Source organism: Microbacterium sp. NPDC056234, assembly GCF_042267585.1.
GTDB lineage: Bacteria > Actinomycetota > Actinomycetes > Actinomycetales > Microbacteriaceae > Microbacterium.
Genome location: NZ_JBHJTE010000003.1, coordinates 351538 through 367820, shown reverse-complemented (window position 1 = coordinate 367820; position 16283 = coordinate 351538). Strand labels below are relative to the sequence as shown.

The 16283-nt window shown below is 68.7% G+C and carries 16 protein-coding genes; 4 read left to right on the top strand and 12 right to left on the bottom strand.

Going from position 1 to position 16283, the window contains the following annotated elements:
* Window positions 1-47 precede the first annotated feature (47 nt).
* Complete coding sequence (locus ACFCYE_RS11170; protein WP_376178720.1) at window positions 48-1037, top strand: D-ribose ABC transporter substrate-binding protein; 990 nt, start codon at window positions 48-50, stop codon at window positions 1035-1037.
* Between the two features lie 66 nt (window positions 1038-1103).
* Here the strand turns inward: ACFCYE_RS11170 and ACFCYE_RS11165 are convergent, their stop codons facing one another.
* Window positions 1104-2228, bottom strand: a complete 1125-nt coding sequence (locus ACFCYE_RS11165) for a hypothetical protein (RefSeq protein WP_376178718.1) — start codon at window positions 2226-2228, stop codon at window positions 1104-1106.
* Window positions 2229-2351: 123 nt separating this feature from the next.
* Here ACFCYE_RS11165 and ACFCYE_RS11160 point away from each other — a divergent pair, with 123 nt between their 5' ends.
* Window positions 2352-2975, top strand: coding sequence for a DUF1349 domain-containing protein (locus ACFCYE_RS11160; protein WP_376178717.1), 624 nt, complete (start codon window positions 2352-2354; stop codon window positions 2973-2975).
* A 32-nt stretch (window positions 2976-3007) separates the two neighbouring features.
* Here ACFCYE_RS11160 and ACFCYE_RS11155 read toward each other — a convergent pair whose 3' ends face one another.
* On the bottom strand, window positions 3008-3412 hold the full coding sequence (locus ACFCYE_RS11155; protein ID WP_376178715.1) for a carboxymuconolactone decarboxylase family protein: 405 nt from the start codon (window positions 3410-3412) through the stop codon (window positions 3008-3010).
* Window positions 3409-3810: a MerR family transcriptional regulator gene (locus tag ACFCYE_RS11150; protein WP_376178713.1), complete on the bottom strand. Its 402-nt coding sequence runs from the start codon at window positions 3808-3810 to the stop codon at window positions 3409-3411. The genes ACFCYE_RS11155 and ACFCYE_RS11150 overlap by 4 nt, the downstream gene beginning before the upstream one ends.
* 91 nt (window positions 3811-3901) lie before the next feature.
* On the opposite strand from ACFCYE_RS11150, the gene ACFCYE_RS11145 reads away from it, so the two are divergent.
* On the top strand, window positions 3902-5200 hold the full coding sequence (locus ACFCYE_RS11145) for an HNH endonuclease signature motif containing protein (protein ID WP_376178712.1): 1299 nt from the start codon (window positions 3902-3904) through the stop codon (window positions 5198-5200).
* A 142-nt stretch (window positions 5201-5342) separates the two neighbouring features.
* Here ACFCYE_RS11145 and ACFCYE_RS11140 read toward each other — a convergent pair whose 3' ends face one another.
* The gene (locus tag ACFCYE_RS11140; protein WP_376178710.1) at window positions 5343-7043 is read right to left on the bottom strand and encodes a hypothetical protein; all 1701 of its coding nucleotides are present in this window, start codon (window positions 7041-7043) and stop codon (window positions 5343-5345) included.
* Between the two features lie 95 nt (window positions 7044-7138).
* Between ACFCYE_RS11140 and ACFCYE_RS11135 the strand changes: the two genes are divergently transcribed.
* Complete coding sequence (locus ACFCYE_RS11135; RefSeq protein ID WP_376178708.1) at window positions 7139-8380, top strand: D-arabinono-1,4-lactone oxidase; 1242 nt, start codon at window positions 7139-7141, stop codon at window positions 8378-8380.
* Between the two features lie 6 nt (window positions 8381-8386).
* Here ACFCYE_RS11135 and ACFCYE_RS11130 read toward each other — a convergent pair whose 3' ends face one another.
* Genes ACFCYE_RS11130 through ACFCYE_RS11095 form a run of 8 tightly spaced genes read right to left on the bottom strand, consistent with a single transcriptional unit; the run spans window position 8387 to window position 16208 of the window.
* Complete coding sequence (locus tag ACFCYE_RS11130; protein WP_376178707.1) at window positions 8387-9439, bottom strand: LacI family DNA-binding transcriptional regulator; 1053 nt, start codon at window positions 9437-9439, stop codon at window positions 8387-8389.
* A gap of 59 nt (window positions 9440-9498) precedes the next feature.
* On the bottom strand, window positions 9499-10254 hold the full coding sequence (locus ACFCYE_RS11125; protein WP_376178706.1) for an SDR family NAD(P)-dependent oxidoreductase: 756 nt from the start codon (window positions 10252-10254) through the stop codon (window positions 9499-9501).
* 1 nt (window position 10255) lies between these two features.
* Window positions 10256-11104, bottom strand: coding sequence for a phosphogluconate dehydrogenase C-terminal domain-containing protein (locus ACFCYE_RS11120; protein ID WP_376178704.1), 849 nt, complete (start codon window positions 11102-11104; stop codon window positions 10256-10258).
* A complete protein-coding gene (locus ACFCYE_RS11115; protein WP_376178703.1) occupies window positions 11101-11895 on the bottom strand; it encodes a sugar phosphate isomerase/epimerase family protein in 795 nt (264 codons plus the stop codon). The genes ACFCYE_RS11120 and ACFCYE_RS11115 overlap by 4 nt, the downstream gene beginning before the upstream one ends.
* Window positions 11892-12644 (bottom strand): triose-phosphate isomerase family protein, encoded by a 753-nt coding sequence (locus ACFCYE_RS11110; RefSeq protein WP_376178701.1) that lies wholly within the window; start codon window positions 12642-12644, stop codon window positions 11892-11894. Before ACFCYE_RS11110 ends, ACFCYE_RS11115 begins: the two co-directional genes overlap by 4 nt.
* Window positions 12644-13114 (bottom strand): ribose-5-phosphate isomerase, encoded by a 471-nt coding sequence (locus tag ACFCYE_RS11105; protein WP_376178700.1) that lies wholly within the window; start codon window positions 13112-13114, stop codon window positions 12644-12646. Before ACFCYE_RS11105 ends, ACFCYE_RS11110 begins: the two co-directional genes overlap by 1 nt.
* Window positions 13111-14847 (bottom strand): dihydroxyacetone kinase family protein, encoded by a 1737-nt coding sequence (locus ACFCYE_RS11100; RefSeq protein WP_376178698.1) that lies wholly within the window; start codon window positions 14845-14847, stop codon window positions 13111-13113. The genes ACFCYE_RS11105 and ACFCYE_RS11100 overlap by 4 nt, the downstream gene beginning before the upstream one ends.
* Window positions 14844-16208 (bottom strand): MFS transporter, encoded by a 1365-nt coding sequence (locus tag ACFCYE_RS11095; RefSeq protein WP_376178697.1) that lies wholly within the window; start codon window positions 16206-16208, stop codon window positions 14844-14846. Before ACFCYE_RS11095 ends, ACFCYE_RS11100 begins: the two co-directional genes overlap by 4 nt.
* Window positions 16209-16283 lie beyond the last annotated feature (75 nt).

Genomic DNA, 16283 nt, shown 5'->3' with positions numbered 1-16283 from the left:
TCCCCGCTGCGACGTCAGCAGCACCACAGCACGATCGAAGGAGAATCATGCGACGCAGTATCCTCGCCGCAGCAGCGGCACTCACCCTCGTCTTCGGGCTCGCCGCGTGCAGCCCTGGCGCAGACGACGCCGGTTCGGGCGGCGACGGCGGCGACGGCGGCTCCGGTGATGCCGGCGGCCTCATCGCGATCATCACGCCCTCCCACGACAACCCGTTCTTCAAGGCCGAAGCGGATGCCGCGGCGGCCGAGGCCGAGAAGCTCGGCTACGAGACGTCCGTCGCCTCGCACGACGACGACCCGAACAAGCAGAGCGAGCTGATCGACGCGGCCATCAGCAAGGATGCCGTGGCGATCGTCCTCGACAACGCCGGCGCCGACGCGTCGATCGGTCCGGTGCAGAAGGCCAAGGATGCCGGCATCCCGGTGTTCCTCATCGACCGTGAGATCAACGAGACCGGCGTCGCCGCCGCGCAGATCGTCGCGAACAACGCGCAGGGCGCTGCGGCGGTCGCCGAGGAATGGGTCGCGGCCCTTCCCGACGGCGGCAAGTACATCGAGCTGACCGGCAAGGAGTCCGACACGAACGCAGGGGTGCGTTCGGAGGCGTATGCCAGCGTCATCTCGCAGTATCCGAACCTGGTCTCGGTCGCCAAGGAGACCGCGAACTGGAGCCAGGACGAGGCGTTCACGAAGATCGAGACGCTGCTGCAGCGCGACCCTGACATCCAGGGCATCATCGCGGGCAACGACACCATGGCGCTCGGTGCCGTCGCGGCGGTCGAGGCGGCGGGTCTCACGGGCAAGGTCGTCATCGCCGGGTTCGACGGCAGCCCGGACGCCGTCGAGGCCATCAAGGCCGGCACGCTGCTGGCGACAGGTCTGCAGCCGGCGGTTCTGATCTCGCAGCTCGCGGTGCAGCAGGCCGACAGCTTCGTGAAGACGGGGGAGACCGGCGAGGACGAGAAGCAGTCGATCGACTGCATCGTCATCAACGCCGAGAACGCGGAGAGCTACACGCTCTTCTCGTTGGAGTGATCGGTCGGGGGACCGGAGAGAGCGAGGGGCCGTCCTGCGGGACGGCCCCTCGTGGTGTCGGCGCCGTCAGTGGTGGAAGAGTCGCAGCCCGGCCTGCACGTGTCCGATGCCGTACTCGTGCGCAGCCGCTGCCACCTCCGGTGTCCTCGTCGATCCGCCGGGTTCGACGATGGTGCTCACGCCGAACTCTGCCGCGTGGTCGACGTTGTCGCGGAACGGCAGGAAGCCGTCCGAAACGAGCGTGATGTCGCCAGGGTCGCGCGCCCAGGCATCCCGCCACGACGGGTCGTCATACCGAGCCGCGGCATCCGCACCGAACAGGTGGGCGAAGTCCGCCGACTGGCCGCGCGTCATCTCGTGCCCCGCGAAGCGGATCTGCCAGTTCAGACGGTCCTGCCTCTTCACCCCTTCGATCCGCGGCAGGGCGTCGACGATCTCGTGTCGGCGCAGCCGCCAGATCCGTGCCTTCGCACCGGCGAGGCGCACGCAGTCGACCCGGTTCTGCTGGCCGGCGCCGATGCCGATCGCTGAGCCGTCCTTGACGAGCACGACGGAGTTCGACTGGGTGTAGCGCGCCGTCACCATGCCCAGCAGGGCGTCGGTGCGTGTCGCCGAGTCGAGACCGGGCGGAAGGGCGGCGGCGAGATCTGCCGTGTCGCGGTCCTGCTCCAGGGAGACACCGAGCACCTCCCGGCGCTCGCGTGCAGGAAGGGAAGCGTTCGGGTCCGCCTCGAGGACGAGGAAGCGGCCGGCTCGTTTCCGGCGGAGCAGATCGACCGCTCCGGGCTCGAATCCGGGAGCGATGAGGGCGTCGCAGATGACCGAGCTCAGAAATTCTGCCGTCTCGAGATCGACCGGACGCGACAGCGCGACGACGTCCCCGAACGACGACTTGGGGTCGGCATCCCTGGCGCGCACATACGCGGAGAGCGGGGAACCGGATGCCGCGATGGGGACGTTCCACGTGCCGGCGGCCGTCTCATCGATCTCGCCGGCGACGGCAGCGCCGGCAGGGGAGACATGTTTGAAGGATGCAGCCGCCGCGCGTCCCGTGTACAGGTCGGCCTCGCGCGCGAGCGCCGCGGCGTTCAGCGCGTCGAGATAGTTGATCATCGAGGGCTCGCCGTTCACGATCCGCGGACCGCGGCCGATCACCTCGGCCTTCTGGTGCGGGTTCATTCCGTAGCGCATGTGTATGGCCCATCTCGTCGAATCGATGGGCACCCAGGCGGACGATGCCGTTGTTGCGCTCCCTACCGGTGATCCGGCCACGCCAGTCGCGGTTTCAGCGTACCGTGACGCCAGAATGGAGCCATGACTGATCCCCAGCTCGCGCTCGATGCGCTGCCGCCCCTGTCCTGGGTTCCTGTTGAGGGCGAAGGGTCGGTCGATCCGACGACCGGGACGCTCACCCTGCGGAGCGCGGGCGGTGTCGATTGGACCAATGATGCGACCGGAGGCGAACAGCAGCACCGGGCGGCGAGTCTGGCGTTCGTGGCACCGCCCACGCCGTTCATGCTCTCGGCCAACGTCTTCGTCGACGGTGACCGTACGACGTTCGACGCCGGCGCCCTGTCGATCTGGTCGGACAGGGACCACTGGGCGAAGCTCTGCTTCGAGAACTCCCCGGACGGCGAACCGATGGTCGTCAGCGTCGTGACGAACACGTACTCGGACGATGTCAACTCGCGCCTCGTGGTGGATAGCAGTGTGTTTCTGCGCCTCGCCTTCCTGGGCGACGACGCCTGGGCATTCCACTCCTCGACAGACGGTGAGCGCTGGGACTTCGTCCGGCTCTTCCATCTCGCCGTGCCGGCCGGCACGCCGACCTACGTCGGCTTCCTCAGCCAGGCGCCCTGCGGTGACCGATGCGATGTCGTCTTCAGCGATGTCCGGATCCGTCATTCGCTGCTGAGTGACACCCGGAACGGCAGCTGACGTCCTTCGCCCTTCCTCTGCGGCAGTGGGTTTCAGGCCACCGGCAGCAGCTCGCGCTCGGCGAAGACCTTCTTGGCAGTGAATGTCGCGTTCAGCGCCCGAGGGAAACCGCAGTACACGGCGGAGTGAACGAAAGCCTCGACGATCTGCTGCGGTGTCAGTCCGACGTTGAGCGATGCGTTGATGTGGACCTCGAGCTGCGGCTCGGCACCGCCGAGCGCCGTCAGCATCCCGAGCGTGACGAGCTGCCGGTCGCGTGGCTCGAGGCCGGGGCGGGAGTAGATCTCGCCGAAGCCCCACGCGACGACCTGGTGGGCGAGCTCCGGCGACACCTCCGCGAGCGCATCGATCACGTTCGCGCCTGCGGCGCCGTCGACGGCATCGAGGACGTCTTTGCCTCGCGCGAAGCGTTGCTGTCGTTCTGGGGTCTCGGTCATCGTTCGGCTCCTCTCGGTCGTGCTGTCGTCATCTCCTGTTCGTAGGTCGCGATCTTCCTGGCCAGAGCCTGGTCGTGTTCGTGGAGACACGCGATCTGTTCGCGCAGGTTCTTGCGGTGCTCTTCGAGCAGATTCAGCCGCCGTTCGATCGAGGCCGGCCCTCGCCGTCGGAGTTCGGCGTATTCGCGCATCTGCGCGATCGGCATACCTGTTTCCCGAAGTCGCAGCAGGAATCGCACCCACTCGATGTCGGCATCCGAATAGCGGCGGCGATTCCCGGTTGTCCGCGCGATCGCATGGATCAGCCCGGCTCGCTCGTAGTAGCGAAGGGTGTGCGCTGACACCCCGGTGGCCGCGCTCATCTGCGCGATGGTGAGTGCTGTCTCCTCTGCAGGCATGTCAGAAGAGTAGGAGTTCGAGTGCGCTCGAAGTCAACATCCGCCCGGTTCTCATCTTGCTGGTTTCGAACATAGATACTAAACTGGAGTGATGGATGCAGCGGCGCATGAGTCCTCTTCTCCGGTGTGGGAGCCGGCGGAGGAGATCGGTGTGCTGCTCGCGGATGCGGAGTGCTCGCAGGTGGACGCGAACCGTCAGGCGGCGGTGCAGGCGACCCGGATGCTGCGGGTGATCCAGCACGCCCGCCGGCACCCGGAGCTGTATCTGGACGGGATCGAGGACGCCCGGGCGGTCGAGTATGCCGAGCGGGCCGCGGTGCTGGATCTCGCGTTGCGGATGACCATGACGGAGGAGCAGGTGCGCGGGCAGGTGTTCCTTGCCGAACGCGCCCAGACGCACCTGCCGGCGTTGTGGGAGCAGGCCGTGACCGGGTTCGCGTCGTTGTATCTGTTGGGGCGGGCCGTGCACGCCCTCGGCCTGGTCGCGGCGCCGGGCGATGCGACCGCGGCGGAGCGGACGGCGGAGCGCGCCGCGTTTCACGCGATCGATGCGGCATGCGCGGAATGGTCGGTGTCGTGCACCCCGGGCACGTTCAACCGGCGGCTCAAGCGCCTCACCGACCGGTTGTGTCCCCTCTCGCCCGAGGCGGGCCATGCCCGGGCGATGCGGGACCGGACCGTGTATGTCGAAGACGCCGCCGGGGGTATGGCGTGGTTTCACGCACTGATGCCCTCGCATGAGGCGCGGGCCGCGTTCCGACGCGCCACCTCCACCGCGAAGCACCTGACCAAAGACGCCCGTGAAGGACGCACCCGGGATCAGATCCGTGCGGACCTGTCCAGCGCCTGGCTGCGCGGTGTCGGCACCGACACCGCGGTGAAGACGAAAGTGTTCGTCACGATCCCCGTCCAACTGCTCACCGCCGCCCGTGACCGGGCACCGATCGACCCCGAAACCGCCCGGGTCCTCGCCGCGGAGCAGGCCGAGATCGTCGGCGGCGACAGCATCGACCCCGTCACCGCCGCGCAGATCTTCACCGACACCACCGCGTTCCACCGGGTCATCACCGACCCCATCCACGGGGTCATCCTGGACATGGACCGCCGCACCTACCGGCCCACGAAAGCACAACGCGACTGGCTCATCCTGAAACACCGCACCTGCGCCCGCGACGGCTGCAACCGCCTCGCCGCCGACGCCGACATCGATCACCGCCGCCCCTGGGCCACCGGCGGCACAACCAACACCACCAACCTCGCCCCCCTATGCCCCCGCGACCACACACACCACCACCGCACCCGAACCCGCTACCGATCCCGACCCAACGGCACCATCCAAACCACCACCCCCACCGGACACACCACCCGCCAAGAACCCCCACCCTTCTGACCCGCCCCGCGATGTGAGTCCCGATGCGCCGTGACGTGCTCGAACGAGACGTGCAGCGCTGACGAAGTGCGTTTCAGGCGGAGACTCGTCATTCATCGCCGCGTTGCAACTCGGCCCGTTCACTCGGCGAGAGCGAGCGCACTCAGCGTCCGACGCGTACCCACTCGCCGGCCCCGACCCTGACGTCGCCGAATCCCTCGATCGACACGCGTCGTTCCTCCGGGTCCAGGTTCGCGATGAGTGCGACCGCTCCGGCATCCGTCCTCGATCCGATCACCCAGACCAGCCCATCCGGCGCCATGCCCGTCAGCAGCGTGCCGCCGGCCAGGGCGACGAGCGCGTCGATCGCATCCGCGGCGGCCGTCCGACCGTTCGCCGAGACGAGACCCCGCGGACCCCAGGTCTCGAACCAGGACACCGAAGCGACTCCGGGAACGGCGAACGCCGCGGCGCTCGCGATCACCCAGGCGCCGAGCTCGGGTGCGTCCTGTCTCGAATCCACCGCACCCGTGAACTCGGCGCCATAGCCCTCGGACAGATCCGTGCGTCTCGGCGCGGGCTCGGGCGTCGTCGCGACGTTGTTGAAGCGCGGGCGCAGCGACACAGGACCGATGTGCACCGGCGCGCCATCGGCGATCGACACCGACTGCTCGGCGATCAGCCTCTGCATCGCGAGCGCCTCCACGAGCTGTTCGGTGTCGAGCGTGTGGAACAGGGGAGTCGTGTTCACGACGATCCCGGTCACCTCGTGCTCGATGCGCGCCTGCTCGCGGTTCAGTTCGGTGAAGTGCGACCGTGCTCCGGCCAGCACGGGCACGGACAACCCTGCTGATTCCAGCGCGGTCCGCAGCGCGACGACGACGCGCGGGTCGCTGATGTGCTCCGTCGCATCGAACGCCGTCACCTGGAGGATGCCGGGCTCATCGAGGTACCGCGCGAGCCTGCGCGCAGCCTCCGAGAGAGCGGGCTCCGATCCGTCGGTCACCAGTCGCACATCCAGAACCACGCGATCCGCGGCGGCCCGATCGAGCGCCGCGCGCCAGTTCGTCGTCGTCAGATCGAGTTCGACGACACGGAAGTCTCCGACGTCGGATGCCGGCACCGGATCCGGTGCAGTCGACGCCTCGACGCCGATAGCCGGAACCGTGCCTGCTTCGACGAGCGCCACGGGCTCGTCGGCGGTTGACGGTTCATGACCCGACCCGAGCACCCTGATCATGATCGACTGCCGCACGCGCTCCCCGGCGGCCAGGCGGTACGGATACGGCAGCTCCAACGGACGGCTGTACGTCTTGAACGACGCATCCGTCCAGTTGCGCTGGTCTTCCATCTCGAAGATGTCGCCGGCGAACTCCAGCTCGAATTCGTCGTCGACGCGCAGTGTGCGGATCCCGACGATCGGCTGATGGGGGCTGATCGCCTGCGGGAAGCGGACCTGCTCGGACGACCCGTCTGGATGCACGACCACTGCCGGTCGCCCCGCATCCGTCGCGGGGTGCAGCACGACGAGCCCCGTCCGGTTGGTGTCGAAGGCGTCCGAGTTCACGGCATCCCACTCGATGCGCAGCGAATCCGTGTCCGCCGTCACCACCAGCGTCGATTCCAGACGCGCCCCCAGACCCTCGTGCCGCAGGCCCAACGTCAGAGAGGACGCGTCCGATGACAGTGACAGCACGCGCACCGGAACCGTCAGCCAGCCGTGGTCGCGCACCGCGGAGCGCACCGCCCGCAACAGCATCCGCTCGCCGTATCGGATCTCGGCGAGCTCGTCACCGCGCACCTCGATGCTCCAGTCGTGCGCTCTCCACGCCACGGCATCCGTCCGCCACCAGGAACTCGTCATCGAAACCACGTCACAACCATAACCGGTTGACCAATTGCCCGATAGTCTCAGGCGAGGAAACACCCGAAGCACGAGACACACCGAGGAAGGCCGGCATGGCAGGCAATTGGGCGGGGACATACGACTACCGGGCGCCGCGGCACATCGTCGTCGCCGACGAGGACGAACTGCGCGCCGCGCTGGCCGGAACAGGCCCGGTGCATGCCCTCGGCACCCGGCATTCGTTCACCGACCTCCCCGACACCACCGGCACGCTCATCGAGATGGCGGCCTTCGACCACCCGGTCACGATCGACGAGACGTCACGCACCGTGCGCGTGACCGCCGGAACCCGCTACGGCGTGCTCGCCGCCCAACTGCACGAGGCCGGCTGGGCGCTGCACAACACCGGCTCGCTGCCGCACATCAGCGTCGGCGGCGCCACGTCGACCGGAACCCACGGCTCCGGCGACGGCAACGGCGTGCTCTCCAGCGCCGTGGCGGGGATCCGATTCCTGGATGCCGAGGGGGAGGCGCACGAGGTGCGCCGCGGCGACCCGGACTTCGATGCTCTCGTCGTCGGTGTCGGTGCGTTCGGCATCCTCACAGAGCTCACGCTCGACATCCAGCCCACCTACCTGGTCCGGCAGGATCTGTACGCCGGCGTCACCTGGGACACGCTGCTCGGCGACATCGACGCCGTCACCTCCGCGGGCGACAGCGTCTCCGTCTTCACCCGTTGGGGCGAGGATCTCGGCTGGGTGTGGGTCAAGCGCCGGGCGACGGATGCCGCGGCGACCGCCCCCGAGGAGTTGCTCGGAGGCCGGCTGTCCGCGACGCTCGAGCCTCTCGGGCTCGGCGACAACGTCACTCTGATCGGTGCCGCCGGCCCCTGGTACGAGCGTCTGCCGCACTTCCGGGCGGATGCCGAGCCGTCCCGCGGCGACGAGATCCAGACCGAGTACTTCATCGACCGCGCCGATGCCGCAGCCGCGCTGCGCGCTGTTCGAGAGGTCGTCGGTCCGTACACCGAGCACCTCATCTGGACCGAGCTGCGCACCGCGGCATCCGACGACCTGTGGCTGAGCGGTGCGTATCAGCGCGACGCCTTCATCATCCACTTCACGTGGGAGAACCACCCGGAAGAGGTCACCGAAGCGCTGACGCTCATCGAACCGGTCCTCGCGCCGTTCAACGCCCGCCCGCACTGGGGCAAGCGGCACCTGACGGAGCGTGCCGACATCGAGCGCGTCGTGCCGCGCCTCGCCGACGCCCGTGCCGTGTTCGAGCGACTCGACCCGACCGGCCGATTCGTCAACGAGCACCTCGTGCGCGTGGGGCTGCGCGAAGCGCGCTGACTCCGGTCAGATCCCGAGCGTGCTCTGGCGTGGTGTGAGCGGCACCGGGAGCACGACGCGCTCGTGCACGTGGCCCGGCTCCGCCTCGGCGTTCAGGAGCCGGATCGCTTCGGCACCCATCGCCTGCCCCGGCAGCTCGATCGACGTCAGCGTGATCCAGTCGAGCCCGTTGTCGTGGTGGTCGCCGTCGAGGCCCAGCACCGCGACATCGTCGGGAACTCTCAGTTCCGCGCGTCCGCGCAGGTGATTCAGCACGCCCGCTGCGAGATCGTCCGACAGGCCGAGGATGGCCGCCCGCTCCTGGCCTGCGTGCAGCGGGAGGGAGGCCGCCGCGGCTTCGCCGGCCGCCGAATCCAGACCGCTCGAAGTGATGTCGATCAGCTCGACTCCGCGAGCCGCCGCCCCCGCATGGGCTCCGCGCCGACGCTCGACGACCGGCTGGACGAGATCCGGGATCGAGACGAAGTACGCACGACGGATGCCGAGGTCGGCGATGTGCTCGACCGCGGAGCGCCCGACCTGCTCGTTGTCCATGAGGACCGTGCACCAGTCGGCATCCGGAACGTCGTAGTTGATCACGACGATCGGGCGCACGTGACTGCGGATGCGCGCGATGCCCGCTGTGGGGTCGCGCATGGACGCCACCAGCACGCCGTCGGTGCGCGCTTCGGCGAAGTACTCCAGATAGGAGTCCTGGAGATCGTTCTGCGCGTACCCCGCCGCAAGGTCGTGCGCGTTGAACAGGCTGTTGGCCATCACGAGGCGCTGCCCGCTCGCCGATGCCGTCGCCTGCGCGCCCCGCGCGATCCGTACGAACAGCTCGTTGACCAGGTCGGGCGTGATCAGCCCCAGGCTGTCCGAGCGATTCCGGATCAGCGTGCGACCTGCGGAGCTGCGGATGTAACCGATCCGTTCGATCGCGGCCTGCACGCGCCGCAGGGTCTCATCGGCGAGGCGCTCGGGGTTGTTGAGCGCGTTCGAGACCGTCCCGACGGACACGCCGGCCTCGCGCGCGACGGCGTTGATGTTCGGGTGGACCCGCCGGGTCGTCTTCGACACCTGCACCCCCTCGGCGGCATACGTTTCCCGCCATCGTACGGGAGTGCAGGTGTCTCAGATCACAGCGACGTCATGCCGCCGTCGACCTGGAAGATCGCACCCGTCGCGAAGGCGCCGTCATCGCTGGCGAGGTACACCATGATGCCTGCGACGTCGTCCGGGGTGCCTGCTCGCCCGATCGGGATGCGGCTGATGATCGCCGCCCGCGACTCCGGGTCCTCGCTGATCGCGGCGACCAGCGGCGTCTCGGTGTAGGCGGGCTGGACGGTGTTGACCCGGATGCCGCGGTCGGCGTACGCCGCGGCGACCGTGCGCCCGAGACCGTGGATGCCGGCCTTCGTCGTGCTGTAGGCGGTGAAGTCCCGGCCCTCGCCGTTCACCCCGGTGGGGCTGCCGGTCAGGATGATCGAGCCGCCGCCGCGCGGCAGCATGGAACGCACGGCGTGCTTGACGGTCAGGAACGTCCCCGTGAGGTTGATGTCGACCGTCTTGCGCCACACGTCGAGGTCGAGGTCGGCGGCCGGAGCATCCTGCCCGAACAGCTGCACGCCGGCATTCGCGACGACGACGTCGGGTGGCCAGCCGTCGGCCTCGACCTCGGCGAAGCCGGACGCGACGGCATCCTCATCCGAGATGTCCATCGTCACCGCTCGCGCGTTCTCGCCCAACGACGCTGCCGCTTCGGCCGCGCCGTCGCCGTTGCGATCCGCGAGGATCACGCGGGCGCCCTCACGGACGAATCGCGTCGCGACCGCCAGGCCGATTCCCAGCGCGGCTCCCGTGACGAGCGCGGTCCTGCCCTCGAGCTGTCCCATGTCAGCGCTCGATGCGGTCGAGGTGCAGCATGCGGGCGAGGTTCTTGTCGAGCTCGTCGTCGCGGAAGATCTTCTTCCAATCGTCCTTGATGATGCTCTCCCGGCCGTAGTCCATCGCGATCAGGCACGCGTCGGAGAACGGGTTGTCGCCGCGCAGGCCGTTGGCCAGCGCCACCTGCGTGTGCCCGTACAGGATGCTGCGGGCGGCCGCCTCCGGGACGCCCATCGTGTTGATGGTCTCCTGAAGAGCCTCGTTGAGGAGGTCGCCGATCATGCAGGCGACGGTTTCCACGAGGGTGGGCTCGAGCTGGGCGAGCTGCTTGATCGTCACCCAGTGCACGTCGATGACCGGGGCGTAGATGGCGCGGACGGTCTCCTCGACGATCGCCTGCTTGGCAGGGTCGTCGCTCTCGATCGCGGCGATCGCGTCCTGCGGGGCGGCGATGCCGCCGAACGTGTCGGCCCACTGCTCAGGAGTCTCGCGCTGCAGGAAGATCGACGGGTGGCACGGGTGCGCCACCGCCTGGATGACGTCCTCACGCGTGGTGAGCAGGCCCGCGTATGCCGCGGCGGGGTCGAGCGTCAGCACGATCGCCCCGGAACGGAGCTGGGGGACGAGGTCGGCCGTGACGGGGCCGAGGGCCAGGTCGGGAACCGCGAGGACGACGATGTCCGCGTCGGCGACGGCGACGGATGCCTCGCTGAGCTCTCGCCCTGCATCGATCGTGCGCTGCTGACCGGCCGTCGAGTTCTCCACGTACCAGACGGTGTGGTCCGTCTTCGCGAGATTGTCGGACACGCGCATGCCCATCTTCCCGCCCGCTCCGATGACGGCGATCTTGTGGCTCATGATGTGCTCCTCAGGTGTTCCAGGGTGATGCGGGTCCATTCCCGCTCGGTTCGGATGGTGGTCTGTGCATCGTCCTGCCAGGGCAGCCAGTGCTCGACGATCTCGTTGATGCCTCGCTCCCGCGGCCGCACGGTGGCGAGCAGGTGGGCATAGTCGTGCAGGCCCGTGCCCATCGCGGCGCCGGAGTACGTGAAACCGACCCATCCCGGCTGACGGGCGAACGCGAAGTCCTTGACGTGCACGTTCTTGGTGAGGGCCGAAGTCTGTTCGACGCACGCCTTCGGGCTCTCCAACTGCGCGACGACGTTCGCTGGGTCGAGGCAGATGCCCAGATGAGTGCTGCCGACCCGTTCGATGACGCCGATCAGATCCGCGGTCGGCACCTGTTCGTACGTCTCCAGGGCGAGCGTCACCCCTGCCGCCTCGAAATCGCGGATGCTGCTGCGCAACCACACCTGGGCCTCGATGAGACTCGGCCGGGAATCCGGTCCGGAGATCATGCTGCGGATCAGGCGTGCGTCGAAGATCGACGCGATCCGGAGGAAGCGCGACAGGTGCTCTGGAACGATCCCCTTGGTGCCCAGCTCGATGCGGATGCCGAGGTCTCGTGCCGCGCGGGCGGCGTCCTTCAGCTCCGGATCGGTCATGTGCTCCAGCGGTGCGTAGTCGCAGATCTGGAACAGGTCGACGTCCTGTGCGCGGGTGTCCTCGAGGGCGCCGATGAGGCTGAGCGGCTGCTCGACGCGATCCGAATGCTGCCAGAAATAGGCGTAGGTTCCGAGGCCGATCATGCGACGCTCACCGCCTCGTCGAGCACGCTCAACAGCGCGTCGGGGTCATGCGCGAAGCGACCGAGGAAGACGCCGTCGACCGCGTCGCCGAGGGCGGACAGCAGTCCGGGCCCCGCCGCGCCGCCATAGATCACGGCCGATCCTGCGCGCGCAGGGTCGGCGTCGAGCGCGGCACGCAGCGCCGCAGCGACGACGCGGATGTGGTCGTGCCCCGCAGGCTCCGGTGCTCCGATCGCCCACACCGGCTCGTACGCGACGATCACGGCGCCCGCCGGGGCATCCGCGAGAGATGCCGACAGCTGCGCGACCGCGGCCACCGCAGCATCCTCGGGGTCATGCTGCTCCGTCTCGCCGATGCAGAGCAGGGGAGTGAGTCCGGCATCCAGCGCCTGCCGCGTCTTGGCGGCCACGACCTCGTCCGTCTCGCCGTACAGGCGCCGACGCTCGGCGTGGCCGATCTCGGCGATGCTCGCGCCGACCTCGGCCAGCTCCGACGCCGAGACCTCGCCCGTGAAGGCTCCGGATGCCTCGGCCGCCACGTCCTGCCCGCCGATGCGCACCGGTGTGCCGGCGAACGCCTGAACGGCAGGGTCGATCTGCAGGAACGTCGGGGTGACGAAGAACTCGACGGCGCCGGAGGAGACACCATCGTGCCCGCGGACGCGCTCGGCCACCTCGGTCAACCAGGTGCGCGCCCGTTCATGCCCGAAGTACATCTTCAGGCTCACCCCGACGATCTTCTTCGGCATCAGCAGGTTCCGGTGCTCTCGTACTCGTCGATGACGGCGACCTTCTCGGCGGACGCACTGGTCGCATCGAAGCGGTAGGTGAGCCATTCGCGGACGTTGCGGCGTGCGAGTTCGATCCCGACCACGCGCTGTCCCATGCAGAGGACCTGCGCGTTGTTCGACAGCACTGCCCGCTCGACCGAGAAGGAATCGTGCGCCGTGACGGCGCGGATGCCGGCGACCTTGTTCGCCGCGATCGCGACGCCGAGGCCGGTGCCGCAGATCAGCAGCGCACGATCGGCCTCACCGCGGGCGACCCGTTCGGCAGCCTCGATCGCGATGCGCGGATAGGCGGTGTGCCCATCGGCATCCACACCCACGTCGACGACGGACGCGACGCCGGGGTCGTTCTCGAGATCCTTCTTCAGGATCTCCTTGTAGTCGAAACCGGCGTCGTCGCAGCCGATGACGATGCGGAGGGGCTCGGTCATGATGCGGTGTCCTTTCCTGCGGCGAGCAGTTCGCCGATGGCGGTGGCGATGAGCGCGAGGGAGACCGCGCCGGGATCCGGGGTGCCGATGGCGTGCTCGCCATGGCTGCGGGCGCGCCCCATGCGGGGGAGCAGATCGGCCGTTGCCACGGCAGCTCTGGTCGCGGCATCCGCTGCGGTCGTCCACGAGGCCGTCAGCGATGCGCCGCCGTCCGCCGCCGTGGTCAGCTCGCTCGAGAACGGCACGAGCGCGTCGACCATCGTCTTGTCGCCGACCTCGGCCTTGCCGTAGTCCTGCACGCCTCGGGCGCTGTCGGCGATGCCGGATGCCACGGCCTGCGCATCCGGTCGTCCGGTGTCGCCCAGTCGGACGGCGACCGTGTGGAGGATCACGCCCCACAGGGCGCCAGAGGTCCCGCCGGCTTTGTCGGCCCACGCGTCGGCCGCGCGCGCGAGAGTCGTCCTGGCACCGGCTCCCGCCTCCGCGGCGTGGATGCCGGCCGCGAGAGCCGCGTGCGACCCTCGCCGCATGCCGATCCCGTGGTCGCCGTCACCGGCGATCGCGTCGATCCGGCCGAGCTCGTCGGCGTGCTCGTCGATCGTGTCGACGATCGTCTGCAGTGCGGCGCGCACGAGCTGCGCGAGCTCCTGCGAGTCGGCGTCGCCGGGGGCGATGACGTCCTCGGTCGTCGCGACGTCGACCGCAGCGGCTGCCTGTGCGGCGGCCACGACCGACCCGCGACGATACGCCGGAGCGTCGACCGGCGTGTCCCAGAGCTGTTCGAGCTCGTCGTCCAGCCAGAACAGGGTCAATGAGGTGCCGGCCATGTCGAACGACGTGCAGTACTCGCCGACGTGCGGGTCGACGATGACGATTCCGGCATCCTCGAGCAGCTGTGCGATACGCCGGTAGACGACGAACATCTCCTCGTACTTGAGCGAACCGAGACCGTTGAGGATCGGGATGACTCGTGCGCCGCTGATCTCGACGCCGTCGGGGATCTCGGCGAGGAGCTTCTCGACGAGCAGAGCTGCCAGCTCATCCGCCGTCGGAATGTCGGTCTCGTCGATCCCCTGCTCGCCGTGGATGCCGAGACCCACGGCCATGCGGCCGGCCGGCACCGTGAACAGCGGCTCGGGTGCGCCGGGCAGCGTGCAGCCGCTGAACGCGACGCCGAAGGACCTGGTGCGCTCGTTGGCGCGAGCGGCGATCGCCGACACGGCGGCGAGATCGTCGCCGCGCTCGGCAGCCGCGGAGGCGGAGCGGAAGACGGTGAGATCGCCCGCGATGCCGCGGCGCTTGTGCTTCTCGGCGATGGAGGCGCTCGAGATGTCGTCCGTCACCGCCACCGTCGACGCCTCGATGCCCTCGGCGCGCAGCCGCTCCTGCGCCGCGTCGAAGTTCAGCACGTCGCCGGCGTAGTTGCCGTAGGAGAAGAACACGCCGGCCCCACGGTCGGCGGTCTTCGCGACGGCGTGGATCTGCTGCGCCGACGGCGACGCGAACAGGTTGCCCATCGCGGCGCCGTGCGCGAGTCCCTGGCCGACCATGCCGCCGAAAGCGGGGTAGTGGCCCGAGCCGCCGCCGATCACGACCGCGACCTGTCCCTCGGGGACGACGGTCGATCGGACCACGCCGCCGGTGACGCGACGCACGGAGCGGGCGTTCGCGGCGACGAAGCCGTCGATCATCTCGTCGGCGAAGTCCGCCGGGTCGTTCCACAACCGCGTCATCGGGTGGTCTCCCGCGCGGTGGTCGCGGCATCCGGGGCGCCGGCCGTGCGGATGCGACCGCTGCGGGCGAGCACGATCATCAGGATCGCCGAGACGAGCATGAATCCGCCGACGATGAACATCGGGACCTCGTAGCCGCCGGTCCAGTCGTGCACGGCGCCGGTGATGTACGGGGCGCTGAAGCCGGCGAGGTTGCCGATCGTGTTGATCAGGGCGACGCCGGCGGCCGCGGCCACGCCGGTGAGGAACTGCGTCGGCAGCGTCCAGAAGTTCGGCAGCGCGGCGAAGATCGCGCATGCCGTGATGGTGATCACGGCCATCGTCGCGACCGGTGAGCCGGCGAACAGGGCGAGCGGAATCGACACGGCGCCGGCGATCGCCGGCGCGGCGATGTGCCAGGTCTTCAAGCCGCGCTTTCCGGCGTCGCGCGACCAGAAGTACATCACGATCGCGGCCGGCAGGTACGGGACCGCCGTGATCAGGCCCTTCTGGAAGACGTCGTAGGTCACGCCGGACTGCTCCTGGAAGCCCTCGATGATGGTCGGCAGGAAGAACGCCAGGGCGTAGAGGCCGTAGATGAACCCGAAGTAGATGAACGACAGCATCCAGACCCGGCCGCTGCCGAAGGCGAAGCGGACCGAGACGTGCTTCTCGGTGGACTCGGTCTTCTTGCGTTCGGACTCGAGCGCATCCGTGAGCCAGACCTGCTCAGCGCTTGTGAGCCACTTCGCGTCTGCGGGCTTGTCCTTGAGGTAGAACCAGGCGATGATGCCGACCACGATGGCGGGGATCGCGACACCCATGAACATGAAGCGCCAGCCCTCGAGCCCGAAGAAGACGCCGTGCTGCTGGATGAGGGCGCCGGCCAGCGGGGCGCCGATCACGGTCGTGAGCGGCTGGGCCAGGTAGAAGAGCATGAGGATGCGACCGCGGTACTGCGCGGGCACCCAGAGGCTGAGGAAGAGGATGGCACCGGGGAAGAAGCCGGCCTCGGCGACACCGAGCAGGAATCGCAGTACGACGAGCTGCTCGAAGTTCTGCACCCAGGTGAACAGCAGCGCGACGATGCCCCAGCTCACCATGATGCGCGCCAGCCAGCGGCGGGCGCCGAACTTGTGCAGAGCGATGTTCGAGGGGACCTCGAGGATGATGTAGCCGATGAAGAAGACGCCGGACGCGAAGCCGAACTGAGCAGCGCTGAGCGCGAGATCGTCGTTCATGCCGTTCGGGGCGGCGAAGCCGATGGCCGTGCGGTCGAGGTAGTTGATGAAGAACATCAACGCCACGAAGGGCACGAGCCGCACGGAGACCTTCCGGATGGCGGATTTCGCGACCGAGCTCTCGGTCTGGGTGTTGTCCACGGTGACTCCTGGAATCGACGGTGATGCGCGGGTGCTGCTCGAGCCATTTTGGCAAACCGGTTGACCAATTGCAAG

Bases quoted from the DNA above. Each gene is read 5' to 3' on its own strand.
- ACFCYE_RS11170 (WP_376178720.1), top strand. From the start codon at position 48: ATGCGACGCAGTATCCTCGCCGCAGCAGCGGCACTCACCCTCGTCTTC.
- ACFCYE_RS11165 (WP_376178718.1), bottom strand. From the start codon at position 2,228: ATGCGCTACGGAATGAACCCGCACCAGAAGGCCGAGGTGATCGGCCGC.
- ACFCYE_RS11160 (WP_376178717.1), top strand. From the start codon at position 2,352: ATGACTGATCCCCAGCTCGCGCTCGATGCGCTGCCGCCCCTGTCCTGG.
- ACFCYE_RS11155 (WP_376178715.1), bottom strand. From the start codon at position 3,412: ATGACCGAGACCCCAGAACGACAGCAACGCTTCGCGCGAGGCAAAGAC.
- ACFCYE_RS11150 (WP_376178713.1), bottom strand. From the start codon at position 3,810: ATGCCTGCAGAGGAGACAGCACTCACCATCGCGCAGATGAGCGCGGCC.
- ACFCYE_RS11145 (WP_376178712.1), top strand. From the start codon at position 3,902: ATGGATGCAGCGGCGCATGAGTCCTCTTCTCCGGTGTGGGAGCCGGCG.
- ACFCYE_RS11140 (WP_376178710.1), bottom strand. From the start codon at position 7,043: ATGACGAGTTCCTGGTGGCGGACGGATGCCGTGGCGTGGAGAGCGCAC.
- ACFCYE_RS11135 (WP_376178708.1), top strand. From the start codon at position 7,139: ATGGCAGGCAATTGGGCGGGGACATACGACTACCGGGCGCCGCGGCAC.
- ACFCYE_RS11125 (WP_376178706.1), bottom strand. From the start codon at position 10,254: ATGGGACAGCTCGAGGGCAGGACCGCGCTCGTCACGGGAGCCGCGCTG.
- ACFCYE_RS11120 (WP_376178704.1), bottom strand. From the start codon at position 11,104: ATGAGCCACAAGATCGCCGTCATCGGAGCGGGCGGGAAGATGGGCATG.
- ACFCYE_RS11115 (WP_376178703.1), bottom strand. From the start codon at position 11,895: ATGATCGGCCTCGGAACCTACGCCTATTTCTGGCAGCATTCGGATCGC.
- ACFCYE_RS11110 (WP_376178701.1), bottom strand. From the start codon at position 12,644: ATGCCGAAGAAGATCGTCGGGGTGAGCCTGAAGATGTACTTCGGGCAT.
- ACFCYE_RS11105 (WP_376178700.1), bottom strand. From the start codon at position 13,114: ATGACCGAGCCCCTCCGCATCGTCATCGGCTGCGACGACGCCGGTTTC.
- ACFCYE_RS11100 (WP_376178698.1), bottom strand. From the start codon at position 14,847: ATGACGCGGTTGTGGAACGACCCGGCGGACTTCGCCGACGAGATGATC.